General features: G+C 70.5%; 27 protein-coding genes and 2 tRNA genes. 20 read left to right on the top strand and 9 right to left on the bottom strand.

What is annotated here, in order from left to right; all coding sequences use genetic code 11:
* Positions 1-16: 16 nt before the first annotated feature.
* The 6 genes from glpX to idi all read left to right on the top strand — a co-directional run bounded on the left by glpX (position 17) and on the right by idi (position 4,012).
* Entirely contained in the window at positions 17-982 is a 966-nt protein-coding gene (gene glpX, locus FJM51_RS15005; RefSeq protein ID WP_140454949.1) for a class II fructose-bisphosphatase, read from the top strand.
* Positions 983-984: 2 nt separating this feature from the next.
* A complete protein-coding gene (locus FJM51_RS15000) occupies positions 985-1,368 on the top strand; it encodes a hypothetical protein (RefSeq protein WP_140454948.1) in 384 nt (127 codons plus the stop codon).
* Positions 1,365-3,152, top strand: a complete 1,788-nt coding sequence (gene recJ, locus FJM51_RS14995; RefSeq protein ID WP_140454947.1) for a single-stranded-DNA-specific exonuclease RecJ — start codon at positions 1,365-1,367, stop codon at positions 3,150-3,152. Before FJM51_RS15000 ends, recJ begins: the two co-directional genes overlap by 4 nt.
* A gap of 79 nt (positions 3,153-3,231) precedes the next feature.
* Positions 3,232-3,306: transfer RNA gene (locus FJM51_RS14990), tRNA-Glu, on the top strand.
* 32 nt (positions 3,307-3,338) lie between these two features.
* Positions 3,339-3,413, top strand: a tRNA-Glu gene (locus tag FJM51_RS14985).
* A gap of 74 nt (positions 3,414-3,487) precedes the next feature.
* On the top strand, positions 3,488-4,012 hold the full coding sequence (idi, locus tag FJM51_RS14980; protein ID WP_140454946.1) for an isopentenyl-diphosphate Delta-isomerase: 525 nt from the start codon (positions 3,488-3,490) through the stop codon (positions 4,010-4,012).
* Here idi and hemC read toward each other — a convergent pair.
* Entirely contained in the window at positions 4,009-4,947 is a 939-nt protein-coding gene (gene hemC, locus FJM51_RS14975) for a hydroxymethylbilane synthase (RefSeq protein WP_140454945.1), read from the bottom strand. The genes idi and hemC overlap by 4 nt on opposite strands.
* Positions 4,948-5,067: 120 nt before the next feature.
* On the opposite strand from hemC, the gene hemE reads away from it, so the two are divergent.
* Positions 5,068-6,099, top strand: coding sequence for a uroporphyrinogen decarboxylase (gene hemE / locus FJM51_RS14970; protein WP_140454944.1), 1,032 nt, complete (start codon positions 5,068-5,070; stop codon positions 6,097-6,099).
* A gap of 80 nt (positions 6,100-6,179) precedes the next feature.
* Here hemE and FJM51_RS14965 read toward each other — a convergent pair whose 3' ends face one another.
* From FJM51_RS14965 to FJM51_RS14945, 5 genes are all read right to left on the bottom strand, one after another.
* The gene (locus FJM51_RS14965) at positions 6,180-6,386 is read right to left on the bottom strand and encodes a Trm112 family protein (RefSeq protein ID WP_438502762.1); all 207 of its coding nucleotides are present in this window, start codon (positions 6,384-6,386) and stop codon (positions 6,180-6,182) included.
* A 5-nt stretch (positions 6,387-6,391) separates the two neighbouring features.
* Positions 6,392-7,057 (bottom strand): LON peptidase substrate-binding domain-containing protein, encoded by a 666-nt coding sequence (locus FJM51_RS14960; RefSeq protein WP_140454942.1) that lies wholly within the window; start codon positions 7,055-7,057, stop codon positions 6,392-6,394.
* Positions 7,058-7,073: 16 nt separating this feature from the next.
* Complete coding sequence (gene trxA, locus FJM51_RS14955) at positions 7,074-7,973, bottom strand: thioredoxin (RefSeq protein ID WP_140454941.1); 900 nt, start codon at positions 7,971-7,973, stop codon at positions 7,074-7,076.
* 169 nt (positions 7,974-8,142) lie between these two features.
* A complete protein-coding gene (locus FJM51_RS14950; RefSeq protein ID WP_140454940.1) occupies positions 8,143-8,742 on the bottom strand; it encodes an HD domain-containing protein in 600 nt (199 codons plus the stop codon).
* A gap of 72 nt (positions 8,743-8,814) precedes the next feature.
* Positions 8,815-9,786: a glycosyltransferase family 8 protein gene (locus FJM51_RS14945; protein ID WP_233713137.1), complete on the bottom strand. Its 972-nt coding sequence runs from the start codon at positions 9,784-9,786 to the stop codon at positions 8,815-8,817.
* Between the two features lie 142 nt (positions 9,787-9,928).
* Here FJM51_RS14945 and ahcY point away from each other — a divergent pair, with 142 nt between their 5' ends.
* From ahcY to FJM51_RS14915, 6 genes are all read left to right on the top strand, one after another.
* The gene (gene ahcY, locus FJM51_RS14940) at positions 9,929-11,320 is read left to right on the top strand and encodes an adenosylhomocysteinase (RefSeq protein WP_140454938.1); all 1,392 of its coding nucleotides are present in this window, start codon (positions 9,929-9,931) and stop codon (positions 11,318-11,320) included.
* A 524-nt stretch (positions 11,321-11,844) separates the two neighbouring features.
* A complete protein-coding gene (locus FJM51_RS14935; protein WP_140454937.1) occupies positions 11,845-12,825 on the top strand; it encodes a DUF808 domain-containing protein in 981 nt (326 codons plus the stop codon).
* Positions 12,826-13,102: 277 nt separating this feature from the next.
* The gene (hemA, locus tag FJM51_RS14930) at positions 13,103-14,317 is read left to right on the top strand and encodes a 5-aminolevulinate synthase (protein WP_140454936.1); all 1,215 of its coding nucleotides are present in this window, start codon (positions 13,103-13,105) and stop codon (positions 14,315-14,317) included.
* A gap of 173 nt (positions 14,318-14,490) precedes the next feature.
* Positions 14,491-14,739 (top strand): (2Fe-2S)-binding protein, encoded by a 249-nt coding sequence (locus FJM51_RS14925; RefSeq protein WP_140454935.1) that lies wholly within the window; start codon positions 14,491-14,493, stop codon positions 14,737-14,739.
* A 126-nt stretch (positions 14,740-14,865) separates the two neighbouring features.
* On the top strand, positions 14,866-15,351 hold the full coding sequence (gene bfr, locus FJM51_RS14920; protein ID WP_140454934.1) for a bacterioferritin: 486 nt from the start codon (positions 14,866-14,868) through the stop codon (positions 15,349-15,351).
* A gap of 102 nt (positions 15,352-15,453) precedes the next feature.
* A complete protein-coding gene (locus FJM51_RS14915; RefSeq protein ID WP_140454933.1) occupies positions 15,454-16,551 on the top strand; it encodes a TAXI family TRAP transporter solute-binding subunit in 1,098 nt (365 codons plus the stop codon).
* Here the strand turns inward: FJM51_RS14915 and FJM51_RS14910 are convergent.
* Entirely contained in the window at positions 16,524-17,789 is a 1,266-nt protein-coding gene (locus tag FJM51_RS14910) for an ROK family transcriptional regulator (protein WP_233713136.1), read from the bottom strand. The two genes, FJM51_RS14915 and FJM51_RS14910, sit on opposite strands and share 28 nt — an antisense overlap.
* A gap of 288 nt (positions 17,790-18,077) precedes the next feature.
* Between FJM51_RS14910 and xylF the strand changes: the two genes are divergently transcribed.
* The 7 genes from xylF (at position 18,078) to FJM51_RS14875 (ending at position 24,875) form a co-directional block, all read left to right on the top strand.
* Positions 18,078-19,103, top strand: coding sequence for a D-xylose ABC transporter substrate-binding protein (xylF, locus tag FJM51_RS14905; protein ID WP_140454932.1), 1,026 nt, complete (start codon positions 18,078-18,080; stop codon positions 19,101-19,103).
* 85 nt (positions 19,104-19,188) lie between these two features.
* Positions 19,189-20,451 carry a sugar ABC transporter permease gene (locus FJM51_RS14900; RefSeq protein WP_140454931.1) on the top strand — a complete coding sequence of 421 codons (1,263 nt, stop codon included), beginning with the start codon at positions 19,189-19,191 and terminating at the stop codon, positions 20,449-20,451.
* The gene (locus tag FJM51_RS14895; protein ID WP_233713135.1) at positions 20,448-21,224 is read left to right on the top strand and encodes an ATP-binding cassette domain-containing protein; all 777 of its coding nucleotides are present in this window, start codon (positions 20,448-20,450) and stop codon (positions 21,222-21,224) included. The genes FJM51_RS14900 and FJM51_RS14895 overlap by 4 nt, the downstream gene beginning before the upstream one ends.
* A 27-nt stretch (positions 21,225-21,251) precedes the next feature.
* A complete protein-coding gene (xylB, locus tag FJM51_RS14890) occupies positions 21,252-22,694 on the top strand; it encodes a xylulokinase (protein WP_140454930.1) in 1,443 nt (480 codons plus the stop codon).
* 4 nt (positions 22,695-22,698) lie between these two features.
* Complete coding sequence (gene xylA / locus FJM51_RS14885; protein ID WP_140454929.1) at positions 22,699-24,000, top strand: xylose isomerase; 1,302 nt, start codon at positions 22,699-22,701, stop codon at positions 23,998-24,000.
* 108 nt (positions 24,001-24,108) lie between these two features.
* Entirely contained in the window at positions 24,109-24,435 is a 327-nt protein-coding gene (locus FJM51_RS14880; protein WP_140454928.1) for an ElaB/YgaM/YqjD family protein, read from the top strand.
* Complete coding sequence (locus tag FJM51_RS14875) at positions 24,435-24,875, top strand: hypothetical protein (RefSeq protein ID WP_140454927.1); 441 nt, start codon at positions 24,435-24,437, stop codon at positions 24,873-24,875. The genes FJM51_RS14880 and FJM51_RS14875 overlap by 1 nt, the downstream gene beginning before the upstream one ends.
* A gap of 25 nt (positions 24,876-24,900) precedes the next feature.
* On the opposite strand, the gene smpB is transcribed toward FJM51_RS14875, so the two are convergent.
* Together smpB and dapA are read right to left on the bottom strand one after the other, a co-directional pair.
* Positions 24,901-25,374, bottom strand: a complete 474-nt coding sequence (gene smpB, locus FJM51_RS14870; RefSeq protein ID WP_140454926.1) for an SsrA-binding protein SmpB — start codon at positions 25,372-25,374, stop codon at positions 24,901-24,903.
* Positions 25,375-25,458: 84 nt separating this feature from the next.
* Positions 25,459-26,337: a 4-hydroxy-tetrahydrodipicolinate synthase gene (dapA, locus tag FJM51_RS14865; protein ID WP_140454925.1), complete on the bottom strand. Its 879-nt coding sequence runs from the start codon at positions 26,335-26,337 to the stop codon at positions 25,459-25,461.
* Between the last annotated feature and the right edge of the window lie 169 nt (positions 26,338-26,506).

The following is a 26,506-nucleotide window of genomic DNA, read 5'->3' as shown; positions in this document are numbered from 1 at the left end:
CTTGAAAGGTAACCAGATGTCCGTCGATGAACTCTTCGCTGACCGCATGCTTTCCCTGGGCCTCGCCCGGGTGTCGGAGGCGGCCGCGATCGCAGCCGCCAAGCTCGTGGGCAGCGGGCACGAGAAGGCCGCCGACCAGGCCGCCGTCGATGCGATGCGCACGCAGCTGAACCTGCTCGACATCCAGGGCGTGGTCGTGATCGGCGAGGGCGAGCGCGACGAGGCGCCGATGCTCTACATCGGCGAGGAGGTCGGCACCGGCAAGGGGCCGGGCGTCGACATCGCGCTCGACCCGCTCGAGGGCACGACGCTCTGCGCCAAGGACATGCCGAACTCGCTCGCCGTCATCGCGATGGGTCCGCGCGGCTCGATGCTGCACGCGCCCGACGTCTACATGGAAAAGCTCGCGATCGGACCGGGCTACGAGAAGGATGTCGTCAGCCTCGAGATGACCCCGACCGAACGGGTGAAGGCGCTCGCCAGGGCCAAGGGCACGGATCCCAGGGGCATCATGTGCTGCGTTCTGGAACGCCCGCGTCACGAGGCGCTCATCGAGGAACTCCGCGAGGCGGGCGCGCGCATCCGCCTGATCACCGACGGCGACGTCGCGGGCGTGATGCACTGCGCCGAGGCGGCCAAGACCGGCATCGACATGTACATGGGCTCGGGCGGCGCTCCGGAGGGCGTGCTGGCGGCCGCGGCGCTCAAGTGCATGGGCGGCCAGATGTGGGGCAGGCTGCTCTTCCGCAACGACGACGAGAAGGGCCGCGCCAGGAAGGCCGGGATCGACGATCTCGACAAGATCTACTCCCGCGACGAACTGGTGACCCAGGACGTGATCTTCGCGGCGACCGGCGTCACCGACGGCTCGCTCGTCCATGGCGCGCGCCGCGACGGCGAGTGGATGGAGACCGAGACGATCCTGATGCGCTCCAAGACCGGCTCGGTGCGCCGCCTCTTCTACCGGCAGCGCAACAACTGACCATGTCCCGGCCTCCCCGCTCCCGGATCGTCGCCGCCGGTTTCCTGATCGTGTGGCTGATCCTCTGGGGCGCGGCGATGATCCTCGCGGTCGTCATGCTCGGCGCCGCGGCGCTCGGCGGGGACGTGTTCGCGGGCCTGTTCCTCGTGGTCTGGCTCGCGGGCGCGAGCCTCGGCCTCTACGCCGCCTCGCGCAAGCTCTGGGGGATCCTGTCGGGCTCCGGGCCGGCGGGCCGCCCGCCGGTGAGCGAGCCGTGGCACGACGGCATGGCCGAGCGCCCGACGCTCGAACCCCTAGACCGCGCGTCGATCCCGCCGGGACGAAGCTGGCGGGACGACATGCCGCCGAGGCCCCCGGGGTCCGGCGGGGAGGAGGACCGGAAATGAACCATGCCCCGCGCGGCCTCGCGGCCGGACCGGCGGCCGAATCCCCCGCCTTCCTCGGCGTCGCGCGCTCCGCGACCGGGCGTCGCTGGATCGGCCCCACGCCCGATCAGGACCGGCTCGCCCGGGCGATCGCCCAGGCGGCGGGGACGCCCGCCGTCGTCGCCGCCGTGCTCGCGCGCCGGGGCGTGCGGCCGGCGGAGGCCGCCGCCTATCTCGCCCCCTCGCTCCGCGACCTGATGCCGAACCCGTCGCGCCTGCGCGACATGGACCGCGCGGCGGAGCGGCTCCGCGCGGCCGTGCGCGGCCGGGAACGGATCGCGGTCTTCGCCGATTACGACGTCGACGGCGGCGCCTCGGCGGCGCTCCTGATCGACTGGCTGCGCGGGCTGGGGCTCGGCGCGACGCTCTACATCCCCGACCGGATCGACGAGGGCTACGGCCCGAACGTGCCCGCGATGCGCGCGCTCGGCGCCGAGCATGACCTCATCCTCTGCGTCGACTGCGGCACGCTGAGCTTCGAGCCGATCGCCGCGGCCGGCTGCGACGTCGTGGTGGTCGACCACCACCTCGCGGGCGAAACGCTGCCCGACGCGCTCGCGGTGGTCAATCCGAACCGGCAGGACGAGGAGTCGGGCCTCGGCTATCTCTGCGCGGCGGGCGTGGTCTTCCTGCTGCTCGTCGCGGCGAACCGGCTCCTGCGGGCGGAAGGCGTGACGGGCCCGGACCTGATGGGGCTCCTCGATCTCGTGGCGCTCGCCACCGTCGCCGACGTCGCCCCGCTGACCGGGCTCAACCGCGCCTTCGTCCGCCAGGGGCTGCGCGTGATGGCCGGGCGCGGCCGCCCGGGGGTCGAGGCGCTGGCGCGGATCGCAGGCGCGAAGGGCGAGCCGACGCCCTACACGCTCGGCTTCGTGCTTGGCCCCCGGGTGAACGCGGGCGGGCGGATCGGCGCCGCGGATCTCGGCGCGCGGCTGCTCGCGACGCGCGACGCCGACGAGGCCGCGGCGCTGGCCGAGCGGCTGCACCGGCTGAACGGCGCGCGGCGCGACCTCGAGGCGGCGGTGCTCGCCGCCGCCGGGGCGCAGGTCGCCGCCCGCGGCGACGGGGAGGCGCCGCTCGTCTGGGCCGCCGGCGAGGGCTGGCATCCCGGCGTCGTCGGCATCGTCGCCGCGCGGCTGAAGGAGGCGCATGGCCGCCCCTCCGTCGTGATCGGCTTCGACGGCGAGGCGGGCAAGGGCTCCGCGCGCTCCATCGCCGGCGTCGACCTCGGCTCGGCCATCGCCCGGCTCGCGCGCGAGGGGCTGATCGAGAAGGGCGGCGGCCACCGGATGGCCGCGGGGCTCAGCCTCTCCCGCGCCCAGCTCGGCCCGGCCATGGACCGCCTCGGCGAACTCCTCGCCGCGGAGGGGGCGGGCGCGGGCGAGCCGGACGAGCTGACGGTCGAGGGCATGATCGACGCCTCGGCCGCGACACCCGAGCTCGCCGCGCTGATCGCCGCCGCCGGGCCCTTCGGCGCCGGCAGCCCCACGCCCCGGCTCGTCCTCGCGGAGACGCGGCTCGCGGGCATCCGGCGCGTCGGCGACGGCCATCTCGCGCTCCGCCTCGGCGGCGCGGGGACGGGGCAGCTCGAGGCGATGCTCTTCCGCGCCTTCGCGACGCCGCTTGGCGAACTGCTGGAGAACTCGGTCGGCGCGCGGCTGCATTTCGCGGGACGGCTGGAGCGCGACGACTGGGGCGGGCGGGCGCGGGCGAAGCTGCATCTCGAGGATGTCGCCCCGGTCTGAGCCCCGTGCAAATTTCGCGCGGGAATCCATCAAAAGGTGCTTGATCCCCACCGGCGCCCCCGTTACATAGCGCCCCGCTGGTCCCTTCGTCTATCGGTTAGGACGTCAGATTTTCAATCTGAAAAGACGGGTTCGACTCCCGTAGGGACTGCCACGGCCACGCGCCGTGCACGACGCATGCCGGACGGTCCCTTCGTCTATCGGTTAGGACATCAGATTCTCAATCTGGAAAGACGGGTTCGACTCCCGTAGGGACTGCCAGCCTCCGCGACATCGTTCGGAAGACGCCCCGGCCGGTCGGTTGACCCGAGCGGCGCGCCGCTCCAGAAGGCGCCATGACGCAATTGATCCCCGCCTGGCTGAATGGCGAACTGATCCCGCTCGACAAGCTCGACGTGCACCGGCGCGGCCTGCGCCATCCCGCGGTCTCCGTCTTCCTGCTCCGGGGCGACCGGCTGCTGATCCAGCGCCGGGCGCTCGGCAAGTATCACACGCCGGGCCTCTGGGCGAATGCCTGCTGCACGCATCCGCGCTGGGGCGAGGCGCCGGCGGATTGCGCGGCGCGGCGGCTCGGTGAGGAACTGGGCCTCTCCGGCGTCGCGCTGGAACCGCGCGGCGAGATCGAATACCGCGCCGAGGTGGGCGGCGGCATGGTGGAGCACGAGGTGGTGCGCCTCTTCACCGGCGCGTGGCGGCCGGAACTCGAGATCCGGCCCGATCCCGCCGAGGTGATGGACTGGCGCTGGCCGACGCTGGCGGAACTCGTCCGGGAGATCGCCGAGGCGCCGGAGCGGTTCACCCCCTGGCTCAGGCTCTATCTCGCGCGCCACTCCGAGACGATCTTCGGCGCCGCCGCCTAGCTGGCGAGGAAACCGGGGCCCGCGCGCCCGAGCAGCTCCGCGGCCAGCGCGGCGCCCAGATCCTCCGCCTCCGCGATCCCGCCGCTCGTCTCGCCCGCGACGCATTCCGATCCGTCGGGACGCAGGATCTCCGCCCGGAGCCGCAACTTCCCCTCCGAAAGGGTCGCAAGCCCCGCGATCGGCGTCTGGCAGGATCCGTCGAGCCCGGCGAGAAGCGCGCGCTCGGCGCGCAGGCGATGGCACGTATCCGCGTCGTTGATTCGCGCCAGCAGCGCGCCAACCGCCGCGTCGTCCAGCCGCTGCTCCACGCCGATCGCGCCCTGCGCGACGGCGGGCAGCATTTCGTCGACGGGAATCGGCGCCTTCGCGATCTCCGGGAGGCCGAGCCGCCGCAGCCCGGCCATGGCGAGGAAGGTCGCCTCCGCCACCCCTTCGGAGAGCTTGCGGAGCCGGGTCTGCACGTTGCCGCGGAACTCCACCACCTCGAGATCCGGCCGGCGGTGGCGCAGCTGCGCCCGCCGCCGGAGCGAGGAGGTGCCGACCACCGCCCCGGGCGGAAGATCGCCCAGCGCGCGCGCGTCGAGCGACACGAAGGCGTCGCGCACATCCTCCCGCGGCAGGTAGCAGGTGATCGCGAGTCCGCCAGGCTGCAGCGTCGGCATGTCCTTCATGGAGTGCACGGCGATGTCTATCTCGCCCGCGAGCAGCGCGTCCTCGATCTCGCGCGTGAAGAGGCCCTTGCCGCCCAGCTCCGACAGCGAGCGGTCCTGCACCCGGTCGCCCGTCGTCTTGATCGGAACGATCACGAAGGCGGCCTCGGGCAGGCCATGCGCCGCCATCAGCCGGATCTTGGTCTCCTGCGCCTGGGCGAGCGCCAGAGGGCTGCCCCGGGTGCCGATTCGTAACGGCCGGTCTGGATCGGGAAGGTCGGTCATGGAGCGGAGATCGGGATCCCTGTCGGGTGGGGGGCGCGATCTGGCCTCCCCGTCTTTTCTCCGTCCGCTTTATCCGTTAGGTCGCGCGGAGACAACGACAAACAGGATGAGCGGGCGGCCATGCGGACCGGGACCAAGCTTCTGATGCGGGCGCTCGCGGGCGAGACGCTGGCCGTTCCGCCGGTCTGGATGATGCGGCAGGCGGGGCGCTACCTGCCGGAATATCGCGCCACCCGGGCCAGGGCCGGCAGCTTCCTCGATCTCTGCTACGATCCCGATCTCGCGACCGAGGTCACGCTGCAGCCGATCCGCCGCTTCGGCTTCGACGCGGCGATCCTCTTCGCCGACATCCTGCTGGTGCCCCAGGCGCTCGGGGCCGATCTCCGCTTCGTCGAGGGCGAGGGGCCGCGGCTCTCGACCGTGACGGGCGCCGAGGATCTCGCGCGGCTCGGCCCGGCCGAGGCGATCCACGAGACGCTGGCCCCGGTCTACGAGACGGTGCGGCGGCTCCGCGCCGAGCTTCCGGCGGAAACAGCGCTGATCGGCTTCGCGGGCGCGCCCTGGACGGTCGCCACCTACATGGTCGCGGGCCGGGGTACGCCCGACCAGGCGCCGGCGCGCCGGCTCATCTACACGGACCGCCCGGTCTTCGACGCGCTGATCGAGCGCATCACCGAGGCGACGATCGCCTATCTGCTGCGCCAGATCGAGGCCGGGGCCGAGGTGGTGAAGCTCTTCGACAGCTGGGCGGGGGCGCTGCCCGGCGCGGAATTCGACGCCTATTGCGCGCGCCCGGCCGCGCGGATCGTTGCGGCGCTGAGGGCGGCGGCGCCCGGCGTGCCGGTGATCGGCTTCCCGCGCGGCGCGGGCGGCAACTACCAGAGCTTCGCCGCGGCGACGGGGGTCTCCGCGCTCGCGCTCGACACCTCGGTCGATCCGGCCTGGGCGCGCCGCGCGCTGCCGGGGATCTGCCTGCAGGGCAATCTCGACCCGCTCCTGCTCGTGACCGGCGGCTCCGCGCTCGACGCGGCGACGCGCGCCTGCGTCGCGGCCTTCGCCGGCGGGCCCCATGTCTTCAACCTCGGCCACGGCATCACGCCCGACGCGGATCCCGCGAATGTCGAGCGCATGCTCCGGGCGATCCGGGGCTGACCCTCGGGCGAATAAGCCTATGCATATTCCGGTCCGGCGCGCGAATATGCATAGGCTTATTCCCGCGCCGGGACCGGGCCTCAGTCGTCGAGGCGGCGTGCCTCGTCGATCAGCATCACCGGGATGCCGCCCCGGATCGGGAAGGCGAGATGCGCGCCGCGCGAGATCAGCTCCTGCCGGGCGGCGTCGTAGACGAGCGGGCCGCGGGTGACCGGGCAGACCAGGAATTCGAGCATCCGCCGGTCGATCGCATGCGCGCCGGCGCCCGCCGCCGGGGCCTCGGGCATTTCCGTCATTGGATGGATCCTTCCTCGCCGCCGCCCCTGAGGGCGAATTCCATCAGCGTGACCAGCGTCTCCCGCCGGGTCGCGAGCGTCGGCGCCTCGAGCAGCGCCTGCTTTTCCTCCGGATCGAACGGGCAGAGGATCGAGAGCGAATTGACGAGCAGCTCCGGCTCCGCCTGCTTCAGGCTGTCCCAGTCGGAATTGAGCTGCGCGGCGGCGAAGAAGCGCGCCAGCACGTCGAGGAAGGCCGGGCGGTCGAAACCCGGGTCCTGCTCGGTCCGGCCGAGGTCGCGCTCGAAATCCGCCCACGCGACCTCGGCGCGCAGATAGGGCGCAAATCCCTCGCGCGGGTCGCCGATCCGGAAGCGGCAGACGCCGGAGAGGGTGATGAGATACCGCCCGTCCTCGGTCTCCTGCAGCGCGGTGACGCGGCCGGCGCAGCCGATCTGGTGCAGCCGCATATGGCCCGGGGCGGCGCGCCCCTCGGGCAGGGGGACGGGCTGGATCATGCCGATCAGCCGGTGCGGCGTCTTCAGCGTATCCTCGAGCATCGCGAGGTAGCGCGGCTCGAAGATGTTGAGCGGCAGCCGCGCGCGGGGCAGGAGCAGCGCGCCGGGCAGCGGGAAGATCGGAACGCAGTCCGGAAGATCGGCCAGGGTGAAGGTCTTGGCCATGACCCGCCCCCGCCCGTCAGGCGAAGATCATCGAGGAAAGGCCGCGCCGTCCCTTGAGCACCGCCGGATGCTTCGGCCCGAGGCTGTCGAAGAGCGTGAAGAGCCGCGCCTTGGCGGCGCCGTCGTTCCATTCCCGGTCGCGCCGGAAGAGCTCGAGCAGCTGGGCGATCGCCTCCTCGGCGTCGCCCTTGGCGATCAGCGCGTCGGCGAGATCGAAGCGGGCCTGGTGGTTGGCGGGATCGCGCTCGACCTCGGCGCCAAGCCGGGCCACCTCGCCCGCGTCGGCGCCGGTCCCGGCGAGCTCGATCTGCGCGCGGGCGGCGAGGATCGCCGGATCGTTGAGCTTCTCCTTCGGCGCGAGATCGAGGATCGCCGCCGCCTTCTCGACCTCGCCGAGCGCGAGATGGGCGCGGGCGAGCCCGCCGAGCGCCGCGGCGTTGCCTTCGTCCTCGGCGAGGATCGCGGCGAAGGTCTGCGCCGCGTCCGCGACCGCGCCCTCGTCGAGCATCTCCTCGGCCATGGCGAGCGCCTCCTCGAGCCCGGCGTTGCCGCCTGAACCCTCGATCAGCCGCGCGATGAAATCCTTGATCTGCGCGGGCGACTGCGCGCCCATGAAGCCGTCGATCGGCTGGCCCTTGTAGAAGGCGAAGACCGCCGGGATCGACTGGACGCGGAGCTGGGCGGCGATCCGCGGGTTCTGGTCGACGTCGATCTTGACGAGCCGGACCTTGCCCTTCGCCTCGGTCACCGCCTTTTCGAGCGTGGGTCCGAGCGACTTGCAGGGGCCGCACCAGGGCGCCCAGAAATCGACGATGACCGGAACCTCCATCGAGGCGTCGACCACGTCGGCCATGAAGCCGGCTTCGTCCCCGTCCTTGATCAGCGTGTCGGTCTGGGCGGCGGGCTTGAGTTCCATGCGGAGCGTCTCCATCGCGTCGGCCGCCGCGTCCGGTCTGGGCGGCGGCCAGCATCGTTGCGGTCGGGCCGGATCGTTAGGTGGTGTAGCCCGCGACGGCCGTCAAGCGCAATGCGGCCGCGCCGGAGATGGCCGGGGTCGGCTTCGCACCGGATGCCGCCGCCTGGGCCTATCGCGGCTCGCAGTCGCGCATCAGGTCCTCGAACCGGGCGATGAAGGCCTGTTTCACTTCCGCGGGCGGGCGTAGCGTCAGCGCGCGGCCTTCGAGGCCTGCGGCGCGGGCGTCGCCGAAGAAGCGGTCGGCCTCCTCCAGCGTGAACCCCGCGAGCCGCACCGCCTCGATCCAGGCGGAGACGCGGTCGGCGCGCTTGATCTGCGCCTTCACCGGCGCGGGCAGCGTCGCGGGCAGGCCGAAGCGCAGGTGCACCGCCTGGGCGAGGCGGATGTCGAGCGCGGCGTAGCCCGGGCCGATCGCCGCCTTCACCGGCGAGATCATGTCGCCGATCACGTATTCCGGGGCGTCGTGCAGCAGCGCGGCGAGCCGCCAGCGTGGCAGCGGCCGCGTCGCGATCTGGCCGTAGATCTCCTCGACGAGCAGCGAATGCTCGGCGACGGAATAGGGGAAGTCCCCGGTCGTCTGGCCGTTCCAGCGCGCGACGAAGGCGAGGCCATGGGCGATGTCCTCGATCTCGATGTCGAGCGGCGAGGGATCGAGCAGGTCCAGCCTGCGGCCCGACAGCATCCTTTGCCACGCGCGCGCCTTCGCCATGTCCGTCCTTCTCCGCTCCGGGGTTGCCAGCGTGCTAGCCGCCGCCGGGGGTGCTTGTCGAGACCGCGGGCGTCAGTCGGGTTCGAGCGCGGTCAGTTCGTCCGGGAAGCGGGAGAGATAGGCGATCATCGGCCAGGTGCTGACGAGATGCTTGAGATAGAGCTGATAGAGGAAGACCGGATTGCGGTGCGGAAGCATCCCGTCCGGCCCGATCGGCGGCCGGTCGGGAAAATGCGTGGCGAGAAAGGCGCGATAGGCGCGGCGGAACCGGGGCGGCAGTTCGCCGCCGTCGTGGGTCCAGGGTTTCCGGTGGCCGATGAAATGCACCAGATTGGCGCAGACCATGCCTTCGAGCAGCCGCGAGGCCCAGGTATATTGCCAGTTCCAGACCGGCGAGAGTTCGGCCCAGTCCCCGCGCAGCGTCGCGTTGATCAGTTCCTGGTCGAGGCCGATCCGCTCGGGCGGGTATTCGGCGCCGAGCGCCAGCGCGCGGTCCAGCACCCCCGCCGCCTCGTAGGCGGCGGTGTCGATCAGCAGCACGCCGCTGTTGAAATAGGGCGCCCAGGGCAGGCCGAGCCGTCCGAAGGAGCGGGGCCGGCGCGAGGGCGTGCGCCACTGCGAATTGTCGCGCACCGCGCCGACCGCGTGGCCGAGCAGGTCGATGTCGAGCAGCGCCGAGAGATCGCCCGCCTGCGGGAAGATGTCGGCGTCGAGATAGAGGATCCGCCGGTAGTCGCGCCCCAGCGCCCGCGGCAGCGCGTAGCGCAGATAGGCCGCCCCGGTCCGCCGGGTGTCGCGGCAAAGCGCGGCGAAGGCGTCGCCGGTCCCGATCCGGCAGATCCGCGCGCCGATCGCGAGCCCCGCGGGGGCCGTCAGCGGCTCCGTCGCCGCGAGGCAGATGTCGAAGTCGCGCCCCGGCGACAGCGCGGCGATCCGGGCGGCGGCGAACCAGGCGAAGGGGGCGTAATTGGCGTCGCAGGCGAAGACGATGGCCTTGTCGCTCTTCGGGGCGTCGCCGGCGGCGAGTTCGATCGTCACTGTCACCTCCCGCTCTCCGCGCCGCCCGTCGCCGCGCGAGTTCGCCGGAGACCTAAGCGCGCGCGGGCCGCTGTTGTCGAGAGCGGGAACGGCTGGTAAACGCGGGGCGCTGGTTCGGGTTCGGCCATAGTCGTTCGGAGTTTTTCGCATGGGCGCTGATTACATCGTCAAGGACATCAACCTGGCCGATTTCGGCCGCAAGGAGCTCGACATCGCCGAGACCGAGATGCCGGGGCTGATGGCGCTCCGGGCGGAGTTCGGCGAGGCGAAGCCGCTCAGCGGCGCGCGGATCGCCGGCAGCCTGCACATGACGATCCAGACCGCCGTGCTGATCGAGACGCTGGTCCATCTCGGCGCGGAAGTGCGCTGGGCGTCGTGCAACATCTTCTCGACCCAGGACCACGCGGCGGCGGCGATCGCGGCGCGCGGCATCCCGGTCTTCGCGGTGAAGGGCGAGACGCTCGAGGAGTACTGGGCCTATACCGACCGGATCTTCGACTTCGCCGACGGCGCGAACATGATCCTCGACGACGGCGGCGATGCGACGATGTACATCCTGACCGGCGCGCGGGTCGAGGAGGGCGAGACCGCGCTCATCGAGACCCCCGGCTCCGAGGAGGAGATCTACTTCTTCGCCCAGATCCGCAAGCGCCTCGCCGCCGAGCCCGGCTGGTTCGTGAAGCAGCGTCACAGGATCAGGGGCGTGTCGGAGGAGACCACGACCGGCGTGCACAGGCTCTACCAGCTGATGGAGAAGGGCCGGCTGCCCTTCCCGGCGATCAACGTCAACGACTCGGTCACCAAGTCGAAGTTCGACAACAAGTACGGCTGCAAGGAATCGCTCGTCGACGGCATCCGGCGGGCGACCGACACGATGATGGCGGGCAAGACCGCAGTCGTGCTCGGCTACGGCGACGTGGGCAAGGGCTCGGCGGCCTCGCTCAGGGGCGCGGGCGCGCGGGTGCAGGTGACCGAGATCGACCCGATCTGCGCGCTTCAGGCGGCGATGGACGGGTTCGAGGTCGTCCGGCTCGAGGACGTGGCTGCGAAGGCCGACATCTTCGTCACCACGACCGGCAACAAGGACGTGATCCGGCTCGAGCACATGCGCGAGATGAAGGACATGGCCATCGTCGGCAACATCGGCCATTTCGACAACGAGATCCAGGTCGCCGCGCTCAAGAACATGACCTGGACCAACATCAAGGATCAGGTCGACATGATCGGCTTCCCGGACGGGAAGCGCATCATCCTGCTCTCCCAGGGCCGGCTCCTGAACCTCGGCAATGCGACCGGCCACCCGTCCTTCGTGATGTCGGCCTCCTTCACGAACCAGGTGCTGGCCCAGATCGAGCTCTTCACCAAGGGCGACCAGTACGAGAATCAGGTCTACATCCTGCCGAAGCATCTCGACGAGAAGGTCGCGCGGCTGCATCTCGCGAAGATCGGCGTGAAGCTGACCGAGCTCCTGCCGGAACAGGCCGATTACATCGGCGTCGCCGTCGACGGCCCCTACAAGGCCGAGCACTACCGCTACTGATCGCGGAGCCGAACGGGCGGCGCGGGATTCCTCCGCGCCGTCCTTCGCCGGGGGCGCGGCCTTTCGGCGAAGAAGAGATTGAGTCTAATCAACTTCTCCGCGGGATTTCCTTGCGGTTTCCGCGCCGTCGGGCATAGTCGATCCAACGGCGGCCGAGGCAGAAGCGCCCGAGACCAGGATCCGCCGCTCTCCGAACATCATGTCATTGCGTCCCGCGCGGGTCCCCGAGACCCCGGGAGCGTGCGTGGCGGGCTCGGTGCCTCCGGTGGCGCCGCGGCGCGGTCCGGCCCGATGGTGGGTCGGTCCGGATCCGCGGGCGGCGCCCGGCGCCCGGGCGGGGGACAGCCACGCGCCGGCCGGGGAAGCCCCTTGAGGGGAGGGCTTCCCCGGTTCTCGGCCGTCCCGGAACGCGCGCCCGCCTCGGGGCGTTGGCCCCACGCGGGCACTGGCGCCGGGACGCCCCGGGCCGCTAAGCTCCGGGCGAGGGCTGGGCGACGGCTTGGGCGGAACGGGGAGGACAAGGCATGAGTGTCGGACTGATCGCATTGCTCGACGACATCGCGGGCCTCGCGAAACTCGCGGCCGCCTCCGTCGACGACGTGGTCGGACACGCCGCCAAGGTCAGCGTGAAGTCGAGCGGCATCCTGATCGACGACACCGCCGTGACGCCGCGCTATGTCGTCGGGCTGCACCCGAGCCGCGAACTGCCGATCATCGCGCGGATCGCGAAGGGCTCGCTCGTCAACAAGCTCGTCTTCCTGCTTCCGATCGCGCTGCTGCTGTCGCTCTTCGCGGCCTGGGCGATCACGCCGCTGCTGATGGTCGGCGGCGCCTATCTCGCCTACGAGGGCGCGGAGAAGGTGTTCGAGATCTTCTTCCACCATGGCGCCGGCGAGGAAGAGGCGGAGGCGGCGGCCGGGGCGCGCTCGCCCGAGGCGCTCGAGGATGCCAAGGTGGCGAGCGCGGTGCGCACCGATTTCATCCTCTCGGCAGAGATCATGGTGCTCGCCCTCGCCGCGGTGCCGGACGGCGGCTTCTGGAACCGCGCCGCCGTGCTCGCGGTCATCGGGATCATCATCACGCTCGCCGTCTACGGGGTCGTCGCGCTGATCGTGAAGGCGGACGACATCGGTCTCGCGATGGCGGAGGGCGGCGCGGGGCTGCGCCGCCGGATCGGCCTCGCGATCGTCCGGGCGATGCCGCCCTTCCTGACCGCGCTGGCGGGCGTCGGCACGGCCGCGATGATCTGGGTCGGGGGCGGGATCCTGACGCACGGGCTCGAGACGCTCGGCGTGGAGCAGCCGGGGCATCTGATCCATGACCTCTCCCACGCCGCCTCCGAGGCGGCGCCCTTTGCGAAGGGTTTCGCGGGCTGGCTCGTGGAGGCGGCCTGTTTCGGCGTGGTCGGGCTGCTGGTCGGCCTCGCGCTGATTCCCGTCGTCGGCTTCGTCCTCGCCCCGGTGGCGGCGCGGTTGCGCGGCCTCTGGGCCGAACCCGCGCGATGAGGCGAAGGACTTCCGGGCGGGGAGGCGCGCCGGAAGCTTGCCGCGGCGGGGGCTGACGGGTTAGAATGGTTCCAACATCTTGCATTGACCGGTCATGCGACCATCGTCCCGGTGGCCGTGACGAATTTCCGCGGCAGGATGCGGGCGCCGTTCCGGGGCTGTTCCGGCGGGCGGCTTGGTGATATGGGCAGCGGCGCGCGCGCCCCGCGGGGGGCGCGGTTTCGTTGCCGACACGGGGTCCGGAAACCGGGCGCCGCGTGATGCCGAAGGAAGCGAGATGGATTACGATTCCCTGTTCCGCAAGCACCTGGACGCGCTCCGGGCCGAAGGCAACTACCGTGTCTTCGCCGAGCTCGAGCGCGAGAACGGCGCGTTTCCGCGCGCCCGCCGGCACACGGACGGAACGGTCAGCGGCGTCACCGTCTGGTGCTCGAACGACTATCTCGGCATGGGCCAGCACCCGGTCGTGCTGACGGCGATGCACGAGGCGCTCGACCGCTGCGGCGCGGGCGCGGGTGGCACGCGCAACATCTCCGGCAACAATCACGACCATGTGCTGCTCGAGGCCGAACTGGCCGATCTGCATGGCAAGGAGGCGGCGCTCCTCTTCACGAGCGGCTATGTCTCGAACTGGGCCGCGCTCGGCACGCTGGGCGCGAAGCTCGAAGGCTGCGTGATTCTCTCCGACGCGTTCAACCACGCCAGCATGATCGAGGGCATCCGCCACGCCCGCTGCGAGAAGCGGATCTGGAAGCACAACGACCCGCGCGATCTCGAGCGGCATCTCGCGGAACTCGATCCCGCCGCGCCCAAGGTCGTCGCCTTCGAGAGCGTCTATTCGATGGACGGCGACATCGCCCCGATCGCCGAGATCCTCGACGTGGCCGAGAAATACGGCGCGATGACCTATCTCGACGAGGTGCACGCGGTCGGCATGTACGGCCCCCGCGGCGGCGGCGTCGCGGAGCGCGAGGGGCTGATGGACCGTGTGACCCTGATCGAGGGCACGCTCGGCAAGGCCTTCGGCGTCGTCGGCGGCTATGTCACCGGTTCGCGCGACCTGGTCGATTTCATCCGCAGCTTCGCGAGCGGCTTCATCTTCACCACCGCGCTGCCGCCCGCCGTCGCGGCGGGCGCGCGGGCCAGCATCCGCCACCTGAAGGGCAGCGACATGGAGCGGATGCGCCAGCGGGCCAACGTGGCGAAGCTGCGCGCCCGGCTCGACGCGATCGGCATCCCGCACCTGCCGAACCCGAGCCACATCGTGCCGGTGATGGTGAAGGACCCGGTGAAGTGCAAGATGATCTCCGACATCCTGCTGCGGGACTACGGGATCTACGTCCAGCCGATCAACTACCCGACGGTTCCGAAAGGCGGGGAGCGGCTGCGGCTGACGCCGACGCCCTATCACAGCGACGCCGATATCGACCATCTGGTCCGCGCGCTGAGCGACCTCTGGAGCCAGTGCGCGCTCTCGCGCGCGGTGGCCTGACTCCGGTCCGGCCCCGGCGGCGAAATCAATCCCGAGGCTTTCGATCACATTTGCGACCGGGAGCCCTTCCGGCCCCTTGATTATTCCGAGTTCCTTTGTCAGGTTTCGAGAAACCCTACGCAGAGGCGACTCGCCATGCCCGCATTCGATCGCTCCCTTCCGGACCCTCGGCCATGATCGTGTGTTCCTGCGCGCATATCAGCGACCGTGACATCCACCAGGCGATCGACTGGATGCGGGACGCGGACCCCTACACGCTGATCACCCCCGGCAAGATCTATCGCGCCCTGGGCAAGACGCCGGAATGCGGCGCCTGCATCCGGCTCTTCGTCGACAAGATGCGCTCGAACGACAAGCTGGGCGTTCCGGCGGAACTGCGCGACCTGCGCCGGCGCGCGCGCCTCGCCACCGTCCCGGAGTAGCGGCCGGGCAGGGCGGACTTTTCTCCGCAGTTTAGAACCATTCCATATTGCGCCCCGCGGACCTCTTGCCTAAGGTCCGGGCGAGGGCGGGCATGGATGCCCGTCGTTCCGCGAGGAGACGAGCTCATGAAGGGCGACCAGGGCGTTATCGACTATCTCAACAAGGCGCTGCGCAGCGAACTGACGGCGATCAACCAGTACTGGCTGCACTACCGCCTGCAGGCCGACTGGGGCCTCGGCAAGCTCGCGAAGAAGTCGCGCGCCGAGTCGATCGAGGAAATGGGCCACGCCGACAAGCTGATGGACCGGATCATCTTCCTCGAAGGCCATCCGAACCTGCAGACCCTCGACCCGCTGCGCATCGGCGAGAGCTCGAAGGAAACGCTCGAATGCGACCTCGCCGCCGAGCTCGACGCGGTGAAGCTCTACAAGGAAGCGCGCGACTATTGCGAGAGCGTGCGCGACTACGTGTCGAAGAACCTCTTCGAGGAACTGCTGACCGACGAGGAAGGCCATGTGGATTTCCTCGAGACCCAGCTCGAACTGCTCGAGCGCATCGGCCAGCCGAACTACGAGCAGCTGAACGCCGAGCCCGCGCCCGACGCGGAGTGATCCGCCGCGCCTTCCGGTCGCGCGTGGCCTCGCGCGCGATTGCCGGAAGGCGACGCGGGAGCTAGTTTCTCCGGGGCGCGCCCGCCCGCCCGAGGAGGTTCCATGCTTCGCCGCGTCCCGTTTCTCGCCCCGATGCTCGGCCTCGCGCTGATGCTCGGTCCCGCCGCCGGACCGCTCCGCGCTCAGGAGACCGGTCAGGACCAGGGGGCGAAGCCGCCCGAGGGGGCGGCCGCCGTGTCGCCAGCCAGCCAACCGCCAGCCAGCCCCGCGCCAGCCAGCGAAGAGCCAGCCAGCCAGAGCGGCCCGACCGTGATCCTGCTCGGGACCGGCAGCCTCGCCGGGGTCTATTATCCCGTCGGCGTGGCGCTCTGCCGCTTGCCGAATCAGCATCGTCCCGAGACCGGACTGCGCTGCGCCGCCGTGCCGAGCGAGGGCTCGGTCGCAAATATCGAGGCGCTGCGCGCCGGCGAGGCGGGCCTGGCGCTCGCCCAGACCGACGTCGCGGCCGAGGCGATCGCCGGCGCCGGCGCCTTCGCGCAGGCGGGGCCGATGGAGGATCTTCGCGCGGTCATGTCGCTCTACCCCGAGCCGCTGAGCGTGGTCGCCCGCGCCGATGCCGGGATCGCCTCGCTCACGGACCTCCAGGGCAAGCGCGTGGCGCTCGGCCAGCAGGGCTCGGGCCAGCGCGCGCTGGCCGAGACGCTGGTCGCGGCGCTCGGCTGGAGCGATGCGAGTTTCGCGGAAACGCCCGATCTCGCGCCGGAGGATCTGGCCGCGGCGCTCTGCGGGGGCCGGATCGACGCCTACATGATCGCGATCGGCCATCCGGCGCTCGTGATCCGCGAGACGACGCGGGGTTGCGACGCGCGGCTGGTGCCGGCCGGGGGGGCGGCGGTCGACAGGCTCGTCGCGGACACGCCCGCGCTCGTGAAGGCGGAGATCCCCGGCGGCGTCTATCGCGGCAATCCCGATCCGACGCCGAGCTTCGGTCCCGGCGCCACGCTTCTCACCCGCGCGGAGACGCCCGATCCTGAGGTGCGCGACATCATCTCCGGCATCCTCGGCGATTTCGACATGCTGACCGGGCTCGTCCCGGTGCTGGCGGGTCTCGACCGGAAGGCCGCGGTGACCGGGGGCCTGGGCGCCCCGCTGCATCCCGCGGCCGAGGCCTATTACCGCGAGGCCGGGCTGCTGCCCTGACCCTCCGCCGCCTCGCCGGGCGGCGGCTCGCGCAGCACGCGCTCGGTCAGCCCGTCGATGGCGAGCGCCGCGGCGCCCATCGCCCAGAGCCGGTCGCCCCATTTGTGCACCCGGACCCGCGGGCCCGGCCGCCCGGTAGCGAGCGTGTTGCCGCGCATCTGCTCCAGCACCCGCGCGCCGTAGAGGAAGTCGAAACGCATCTGCTCGCCCGAGAAGATGACGAGCGCGGGGTCGAAGATGTTGACGAGATTGGCGAGGCCGAGGCTGAACATCCTCCCGGCCCGGTCGAAGATCGAGAGCGCCGTCGGATCGCCGGCCTTGGCCGCGGCGAAGAGCGCGTCGAGCGCGGCGCGGGGCGCGAGCGGCGGCCCGCCCGGGTCGAGCGCCATCGGCGCCTCGCGCAGCAGCGCGTAATCGGCGACATAGGCCTCGAGGCAGCCGCGCTGGCCGCAGCGGCAGAGCGCGCCGTCGCGCTCGACCTTCACATGGCCGAATTCGGCGCCGATGCCGCGCGTGCCCCGGAACAGCCGGTGGTCGAGCACGATCCCCATGCCGACGCCCTGCTCGATCGTGACCACGAGGAAATCCGCGACTCCCTGCCCATAGCCGAACCACTGCTCGGCCAGCGCCGCGAGATTGGCGTCGTTGTCGATGAAGACCGGGAAGGGGAAGGCGGCGGCGAGCAGCGCGCCGAAGGGAACGTCGCGCATCCGGAAGCAGGGGCTCCACCAGACGCGGCCGCGCGCGGCCTCGACGAAGCCGGGCAGGCCGACGCCGAGGCAGGCGAGATCGCCCAGCGCGCGGCCGGTGAGCTTCAGCGCCGCCTCGGTCGCGCGGCGCAGATGCGCGGCCACTTCCTCGGGCGACTTGTCGAGCAGGCGGAGCTCGACGACGTGGTGGTGCGATTCGTTGCCCTCGAAATCCATCAGCGTGACGGTGATGTGGTCCTCGGAGATTTTCGCACCGCCCACCAGATAGGCGTCGGGCCGGATCCGGAGCAGCACCCGCGGCCGACCGCGGGTGACGCCGGCCGTCCGGGCTTCCTCGTCCACCACCTCCTCGACGAGGCCGCGGGCGACGAGATCGGCGGTGATCGAGGTCACCGTCGCCGCGCTCATCCCGGTTTCGCGTGCGATATCAACGCGGGCGGTCCGGCCGAGCCGCCGGATCGCGGCGAGGATCGCGCGGCGGTTCTGGCTGCGCAGGCCCTGAACCTGCCCGGGAAAGGGTTCGATCACGGGCGGCCCCACCAGTTAAATTCGTAAGGGAAACTATATCGGCGCACCTGCCCGCTCCGGATCGACGGCGAAGCTGGGCCGTCGGGCATTTCGCACCGCGGCGAGCGTTTTTCGGCGCGCGCGGGCGGAGATCTTCCCGAGATTACATGCCCGTCCCGCCAATGGTGTCAAAATAAATTTGACAAGCGAATTTATTATGGGAATCTGCCGGCCATGAAAACACCGCGCGGTCGCCGGAATCGGAGGCGCGGATAACGCGGCGCGAGGCCGCAACCTGGGGAGAACGACATGAAGTATCTGCTCACCGCGGCCCTGCTCGGTTCCGCGCTCGCCGGCTCGGCGATGGCGGCCGATCTCACCGTGGGCGTCAGCTGGTCCAACTTCCAGGAGGAGCGCTGGAAGACGGACGAGGCGGCGATCAAGGCCGAACTCGACAAGCTCGGCGCGAAATACATCTCCGCCGACGCGCAGAGCTCTCCCTCGAAGCAGCTTTCCGACATCGAGAGCCTGATCTCGCAGGGCGCGAACGCGCTCATCATTCTCGCCCAGGATTCCGCCGCCGTCGGCCCCGCGCTCGACGCGGCCGAGGCGGAGGGGATCCCGGTCGTGGGCTACGACCGGCTGATCGAGGATCCGCGTGCCTTCTACCTGACCTTCGACAATGTCGAGGTCGGGCGGATGGAGGCCTCCGCGGTGCTCCAGGCGGCGCCGAAGGGCAACTACGTGATGATCAAGGGCTCTCCGACCGACCCGAACGCCGACTTCCTGCGCGCGGGCCAGCAGGAGGTGCTCCAGAAGTCGATCGATTCGGGCGACGTCACCATCGTGGGCGAGGCCTATACCGACGGCTGGCTGCCCGCGAACGCGCAGCGCAACATGGAGCAGATCCTGACCGCGAACGACAACAAGGTCGACGCGGTGGTCGCCTCGAACGACGGCACGGCCGGCGGCGCGATCGCGGCGCTGAACGCGCAGGGCATGGCGGGAATCCCGGTCTCGGGCCAGGACGCGGACACCGCCGCGTTGAACCGGATCGCGCTCGGCACCCAGACCGTCACGATCTGGAAGGACTCGCGCGAACTCGGCAAGGCGGCGGCCGACATCGCCGTGGCGCTGGCCAGCGGAGAGGCGCTCGACGAGGTCGAGGGGACGAAGAAATGGACCTCCGCCGGCGGGGTCGAACTCGATTCCATCTTCCTGACCCCGGTGCCGATCACCAAGGACAACCTGAACGTCGTCGTCGACGCGGGCTGGATCACCAAGGACGCGCTCTGCGCCGGCGTCCCGAGCGGCCGCGTGGCCGCCTGCGACTAAGGCCCGCCTCTTCCGGGGCGTCCCGCGCGGGCGTCCCTTCCCTCACCGCGCCCCCGCCCGCCCGGGGTGACCGGAGACCGACGACATGAGCCTCGGCAAGGCCTTCAAGCAACTCGGCATCGACCTGCGCCTCGTCGGCATGATCGGCGCGCTCTTCGTGATCTGGATCGTGTTCGACATCTTCACGGGGGGCCGGTTCCTGACGCCGCGCAACCTCTTCAACCTCTCGGTCCAGACCGCCTCGGTCGCGGTGATGGCGACGGGCATGGTCTTCGTGATCGTGACGCGCCACATCGACCTCAGCGTCGGCTCGATGCTCGGCTTCGTCGGCATGATCATGGGCGTGACGCAGCTCCACGTCCTGCCCGGGGTGTTCGGCGAGGGAAGCGCGGCGATCTGGATCCTCACCGTGATCGTCGGCATCCTCTTCGGCGCGCTGATCGGCGGCTTCCAGGGCTGGATCATCGGCTATCTCAACGTGCCGGCCTTCATCGTCACGCTCGGCGGCCTGCTGGTCTGGCGCGGCGCGGCCTGGTGGGTGACGAGCGGGCAGACCATCGCGCCGCTCGACGCGACCTTCAAGCGCCTCGGCGGCGGCGCCGGCGGCTCGCTCGGCGCGACCTGGAGCTGGGGCTTGGGGATCGCCGCGACCCTCGCCGCGATCGCGCTCATCTTCAACGCGCGCAAGCGCCGCGCGCACCACGGCTTTCCGGTGAAGCCGCTCTGGGCCGAGGCGACGGTCGCGGGCATCGTCGCGGCCGGCATCCTCGGTTTCGTCGCGCTGATGAACGCCTATCCCGTGCCCGAGAGCGCGGCGAAGCGCATCCTGCAGGCGCGGGGCGAGCCGGTCCCGGACGGGCCGATCGACATGGCGCAGGGCGTCGCCATCCCGGTCGTGATCCTGCTCGTCGTCGCCGTCGTGATGACGGTGGTCGCGCGGCGCACCCGCTTCGGCCGCTACGTCTTCGCCACCGGCGGCAATCCCGACGCGGCGGAGCTCTCGGGTATCAACATCCGCTGGCTCACGCTGAAGATCTTCGCGCTGATGGGCGCGCTGACCGGGATCGCGGCGGTCATCTCCTCGGCGCGCCTCGGCTCGGTCGGCAACGATCTCGGCACGCTCGACGAATTGCGCGTGATCGCCGCCGCGGTGATCGGCGGCACGGCGCTCTCGGGCGGGATCGGTACGATCCACGGCGCGGTGATCGGCGCGCTCATCATGCAGAGCCTGCAGTCGGGCATGGCGATGGTGGGCGTGGACGCGCCGTTGCAATCCATCGTGGTCGGCGTGGTGCTGGTCCTCGCCGTGGTCATCGACATCATCTACCGCCGGAGGTTCGGCCTATGAGCGCCGCCACCCGCCAGGGAGAGACCCCGCTCGTCGAGATGCGCGACATCTGCATCAGCTTCGGCGGCGTGCGCGCCGTCGATCATGTCAGCGTCGATCTCTATCCCGGCGAGGTCGTCGGCCTGCTCGGCCACAACGGCGCCGGCAAGTCGACGCTGATCAAGATCCTCTCCGGCGCCTATCACGCCGATTCGGGCGAGATCCTGATCAATGGCGAGAAGGCCGAGATCCGCTCGCCCCGCGACGCGCGGCGCTACAACATCGAGACGATCTACCAGACGCTCGCGCTCGCCGACAATCTCGACGCGGCCTCGAACCTCTTCCTCGGCCGCGAGATCGTGACGCCGATGGGCTTCGTCGACGACGACGCGATGGAGGCGGAGACCCGCAAGATCCTGAAGCGGCTCAATCCGAACTTCCAGAAGTTCCACGCGCCGGTGAAGGCGCTCTCGGGCGGGCAGCGGCAGTCGGTCGCGATCGCGCGCGCGGTCTATTTCAACGCCAGGATCCTGATCATGGACGAGCCCACCGCCGCGCTGGGCGTGCGCGAGACGCAGATGGTGGGCGAGCTCATCGAGCAGCTCAAATCCGAGGGGATCGGCATCTTCCTGATCTCCCACGACATTCACGACGTGATGAACCTCTGCGACCGCGTCACGGTGATGAAGAACGGCCAGCTCGTCGGAACGGAGCGGGTGGGGGAGGTGACGGAGGACGATATCCTCGGCATGATCATCCTCGGAAAGAAGCCTACGCCCCAGACCAGCGTCTGAGGAGCGGGGAAACCCGGGGGAATACGCATGTATATCGGCATCGACATCGGCACCTCTTCGGTGAAGGCCGTGCTTTTCGACGGCGACCAGCGCCTGCTCGCCCAGGCGAGCGAGGCGCTGACGGTCCAGCGGCCCCATCCGGGCTGGTCGGAACAGGATCCGGAGGCCTGGTGGGGCGCGGTCGAGCGCGCGGTCGACGCGCTCGCCGCCGAGCGTCCGCTCGACGGGCTGCGCGGCATCGGTCTTTCGGGGCAGATGCACGGCGCGGTCTGCCTCGACCACGACGACAAGGTGCTGCGGCCCGCGATCCTCTGGAACGACGGGCGCGCGGCGGCGGAATGCGCGGCGCTCGAGGCGGCCGAGCCGCGGCTGCGCGAGATCGCGGGCAACATCGCGATGCCGGGCTTCACCGCGCCGAAGATCCTCTGGCTCAAGCACCACGAGCCCGAGGTCTACGCCCATATCGACACGGTGCTGCTGCCCAAGGACTACGTCCGGTTCCGGCTGACCGGGCACCATGTCTCCGACATGTCGGACGCGGCCGGCACGCTCTGGCTCGACGTCGCGGCGCGGGACTGGTCGGACGACCTGCTCGAGGCGAGCGGGCTGAACCGGGGGCACATGCCCCGGCTGGTCGAGGGGTCCGAACCCTCGGGCGACCTGCGTCCCGAACTCGCCGCGCGCTGGGGCTGCCGCGGGCCCGTGGTGGTCGCGGGCGGCGCGGGCGACAACGCGGCCGCGGCCTGCGGCGTCGGCGTGGTCACGCCCGGCTCCGCCTTCGTCTCGCTCGGCACCTCCGGGGTGCTCTTCGTCTCGAACGACCGCTTCTCCCCGAACACGAGGGGCGCGGTCCATGCCTTCTGCCACGCGATCCCGGAGACCTGGCACCAGATGGGCGTGATCCTCTCGGCCTCCGACAGCCTCGAATGGCTGGCGCGGATCACGGGCAAGCGGCCGGCGGAACTGGCCGCCGGGCTTGGTCCGGTCGACCGGCCCTCGGAGATCACCTTCCTGCCCTATCTCTCCGGCGAGCGGACGCCGCACAACGACGCCAATGCGCGGGGCGCCTTCACCGGGCTGTCGCAGAGCCATGGCCCGGCCGATCTGACCCAGGCGGTGATGGAGGGCGTCGCCTACGCCTTCGCCGACTGCCAGGCGGCGCTGGGCGCGGCGGGGACCGACTTCGCCTCGGCGCTCGCGGTCGGCGGCGGGGCGCGGTCGGAGACCTGGCTCCGGATCATCGCCAATGTGCTGAACCGCCCGCTGGAGATCCCCGCGGACGCCGACGTCGGCGGCGCGCTCGGCGCGGCCCGGCTCGCCATCTGCGCGGCGGAGGGGGCGGATCCGCACCGGGTCTGCGCCCCGCCGGCGATCCGAGCCGTCATCGAACCCGAGCGTTGCGCCGTCGCGCGCTATGCCGACGGATATGCCCGCTACCGGGCCCTCTACCCCGCGACAAAGGAGATCTGAGCCGATGAGCGACTTCTTCCAGGGGCTGGCCCCGGTGAGGTACGAAGGCCCCGACAGCGCGAACCCGCTCGCCTTCCGCTACTATGAGAAGGACCGGCTCGTGCTCGGCAAGCGCATGGAGGATCATCTGCGCTTCGCCGTCGCCTACTGGCACAGCTTCGCCTGGGAGGGGGGCGACCCGTTCGGCGGGCGCACCTTCGCGCGCCCCTGGTTCGACGGCGGCATGGAGGCGGCGCGGCTGAAGGCCGATGTCTGTTTCGAGATGCTCGACCTGCTCGACGCCCCCTTCTTCTGCTTCCACGACCGCGACGCGGCGCCGGAGGGGCACAGCCTCGCGGAATCGAACCGCAACCTGCGCGAGATCGCCGACATCTTCGCGGAGAAGATGGAGAAGACCGGCCGCAAGCTGCTCTGGGGCACCGCCAACCTCTTCTCGAACCGCCGCTACATGGCGGGGGCCGCGACCAATCCGGACCCGGAGGTCTTCGCCTACGCCGCCGCCCAGGTCCGCGCGGTCTTCGACGTCACCCATCGGCTCGGCGGCGCGAACTACGTGCTCTGGGGCGGGCGCGAGGGTTACGAGACGCTGCTCAACACCGATCTCGAACGCGAGCTCGACCAACTCGGCCGCTTCCTCGCGATGGTCGTCGACTACAAGCACCGCGTCGGCTTCCAGGGCACGATCCTGATCGAGCCGAAGCCGCAGGAGCCGACCAAGCACCAGTACGACCACGACGTCGCGACGGTCTACGGCTTCCTCCGGCGCTACGGGCTCGAGAAGGAGGTGAAGGTCAATATCGAGGTCGGCCACGCCGTTCTCGCCGGCCATTCCTTCGAGCACGAGATCGCGCTCGCCTCCGCGCTCGGCATCCTCGGCAGCGTCGACGCGAACCGCAACGACTACCAGTCCGGCTGGGACACCGACCAGTTCCCGAACAACCACCCGGAGATGACGCTCGCGCTCTATCACATCCTGAAGGCGGGTGGCCTGGGGTCCGGGGGCTTCAACTTCGATTCGAAGCTGCGCCGCCAGTCGCTCGATCCGGAGGATCTGATCGCGGCCCATGTCGGCGGCATGGATGTCTGCGCCCGCGCGCTGCTCTCGGCCGCGGCGATCGTCGAGGACGGCGGCCTCGACCGCGCGCTGGCCGAGCGCTACGCCGGCTGGGACCGGCCGGACGCGACGGAGATGCTCGGCATGGACCTCGGCGCGATCGCCGACTGGGTCGAGCGCGACGGGATCGAGCCGGAACCGCGCTCGGGCAGGCAGGAGCGGCTGGAAAATCTCGTGAACCGCTTCGTCTGAGCGCCGCCAGGGCGGGAACCCACCGCGCGGGCCGGCGTTTGTCCGGCGAAGGTTGACCGCGCCCGCGCGGCGGTCCTAGCCTCGCGCGGGCATGCAGGAGGGACAGGCATGAACACCGAATCGCGGACCGAGGCCGGGCAGGCCGCCGAGCAGGACATGAACGCGATCACCGAGGAGGTGGGCAAGCTGCGCTCCGAACTCGCGGGTCTCGTCGAGAACGTGGGGAGGATCGGGCGCGAACGGGTGCATGCGATCACCCATAACGAGACGCTCACGCACGGCATCGCCGCCGGCGAGGCGGCGCTCGACGGCGCGGCCAAGGAATTGCGCGCGCTTGAGCAGGACATCGCGGATGCGACGCGCGCCTATCCTTGGCGCGCGCTCGGGATCGCCGCGATTCTCGGCTTCCTGTTCGGCTTCCTCGCGCGGCGCTGATGCTGACCATCGCCCGTCTGTTCATCTCGCTCTTCACCGCGCAGGTCGGAGAGATGAGATCCCATGCCGGCAGGAAGCTCGCCTACGCCGGGATCCTCGCCTTCTTCGGGCTTCTGGTGCTCGTCTTCGGGCTCGCCGCCGCGACCACGGCGCTCACCGCGGTCGTGGGCCTGCTCTACGCCTTCCTGATCATGGCCGGCGCGGCGCTTCTCTGCGGCGCCATCGTGATCGTCCTGATGAAGGCGGCGGACCGCAAGCACCGGCGCCTCGCCGAGGAACGCGACGAGATGCGGGGCCGTCTCAAGCAGCTCGCGATGATGACGGCGCTCGGCGGCGCGACCGGGGGCAAGACCGGATTCGGCAAGATGCTCGGTCTGGGGATCGTCGGACTGGCGACGCTCGCCGCGGTGCGGAGCGCGCGCCGGGGCGAGAGGGACTGAGCACGGGCCGTTCCGCGCGGGCGCGTCACCCCCGCTCGCGCAGGAGCCGGGCCTTCTGGCGGTCCCAGTCGCGCTTCTTCTCGGTCTCGCGCTTGTCGGCCATCTTCTTGCCCTTCGCGATGCCGAGCTTCAGCTTCGCATAGCCCTTCTCGTTGAAATAGAGCTCGAGCGGGACCAGCGTCATGCCCTCGCGGCCGACGCCCTGCCAGAGTTTCGAGAGCTCGCGCTTCGTCACCAGAAGCTTGCGCCGCCGCCGCTCCTCGTGGCCGAAGGAGCGGGCGCGGTCATAGGCGGGGATGTAGCCGTTGATGAGCCAGAGCTCGCCATCCTCGACCGAGGCGTAGCTCTCGGCGATGTTCGCCTTGCCTGTCCTGAGGCTCTTCACCTCCGACCCTTCGAGGACGATCCCGGTCTCGAGATCATCCTCGATGAAATAGTTGTGCCGCGCCTTGCGGTTCTCGGCGACGATCTTCTGCTTGTTCGCGCGTTTCTCGGCCATGGTCCCGGCGATGTAGTGAGCCCGGGGCCGCCTGTCCAGCCACGACGGCCGCCATGGTGGCCGCCGGGCCTCCTGGCCGGCGCCTCAGTCGATGAGACCGGCGTGGCGCATCGCCGCGCGCATCCGCTCCTTCGTCGGCTCCTCGAGCGGAACCATCGGCGAGCGGACCTCGTCGGTGCATTTCCCGAGCAGCGACAGCGCGTATTTCGTCGGGCAGGGGTTGGGCTCGGCGAAGGCGGCGCGGTGCAGCGGCATCAGCCGGTCCTGATATTCGAGCGCGGCGCGGAAGTTCCCGTCCAGCATCGCCTGCTGGAACTCGACGCAGAGCCGGGGCGCGATGTTCGCTACCACCGAGATGCAGCCGACCCCGCCATGGGCGTTGAAGCCGAGCGCGCTCGCATCCTCGCCCGACAGCTGGATGAAGTCCTTGCCGCAGGTGATCCGCGTGTCCGAGACGCGGGTGATGTCGCCGGTCGCGTCCTTGACGCCGACGATGCGCGGCAGCTTCGCAAGCTCACCCATGGTCGCGGGTGTCATGTCGACGACCGAGCGGCCGGGGATGTTGTAGATGATGATCGGCAGTTCGACCGCGTCGTGCAGCGTCCGGAAATGGTGGTAGAGGCCGCGCTGGCTCGGCTTGTTGTAATAGGGCGTCACGACCAGCGCCGCGTCGGCGCCGACCTTCTTGGCGAAGCGCATCAGGCTCACCGATTCCTCGGTGTTGTTCGAGCCCGCGCCGGCGATCACCGGGATCCGCCCCGCGGCCGTCCGCACGCAGAGCTCGATGACATGCTCGTGCTCCTCATGCGTGAGCGTCGGCGTCTCGCCGGTGGTGCCGACCGCGACGAGCCCATGGGTGCCTTCGTCGACATGCCAGTTCACCAGGTCGACCAGCGCCTTCTCATCCACCGCGCCGTCGCGAAACGGGGTGATGAGAGCCGGAATCGATCCTCTGAACTGCATGGCTGAGCCTCCCGAAGGGGAGCCGCCCGACCCTGGGCGGCCTCCCGAAAACCGGCGCGAACCTAGTCGCGAAACCCGGCCGCCGCAAGCGCGGGATCGCGGTTCCCGGCCCTTACCCCGGCCCTGACTCCGGCGCGCGGCTCTGGTATCCTGCGGGGCGACGACGATC

It is taken from the genome of Amaricoccus solimangrovi (assembly GCF_006385685.1).
In the GTDB taxonomy this organism is placed as follows: domain Bacteria; phylum Pseudomonadota; class Alphaproteobacteria; order Rhodobacterales; family Rhodobacteraceae; genus Amaricoccus; species Amaricoccus solimangrovi.
This window is presented reverse-complemented; position numbering and strand designations above follow the sequence as displayed.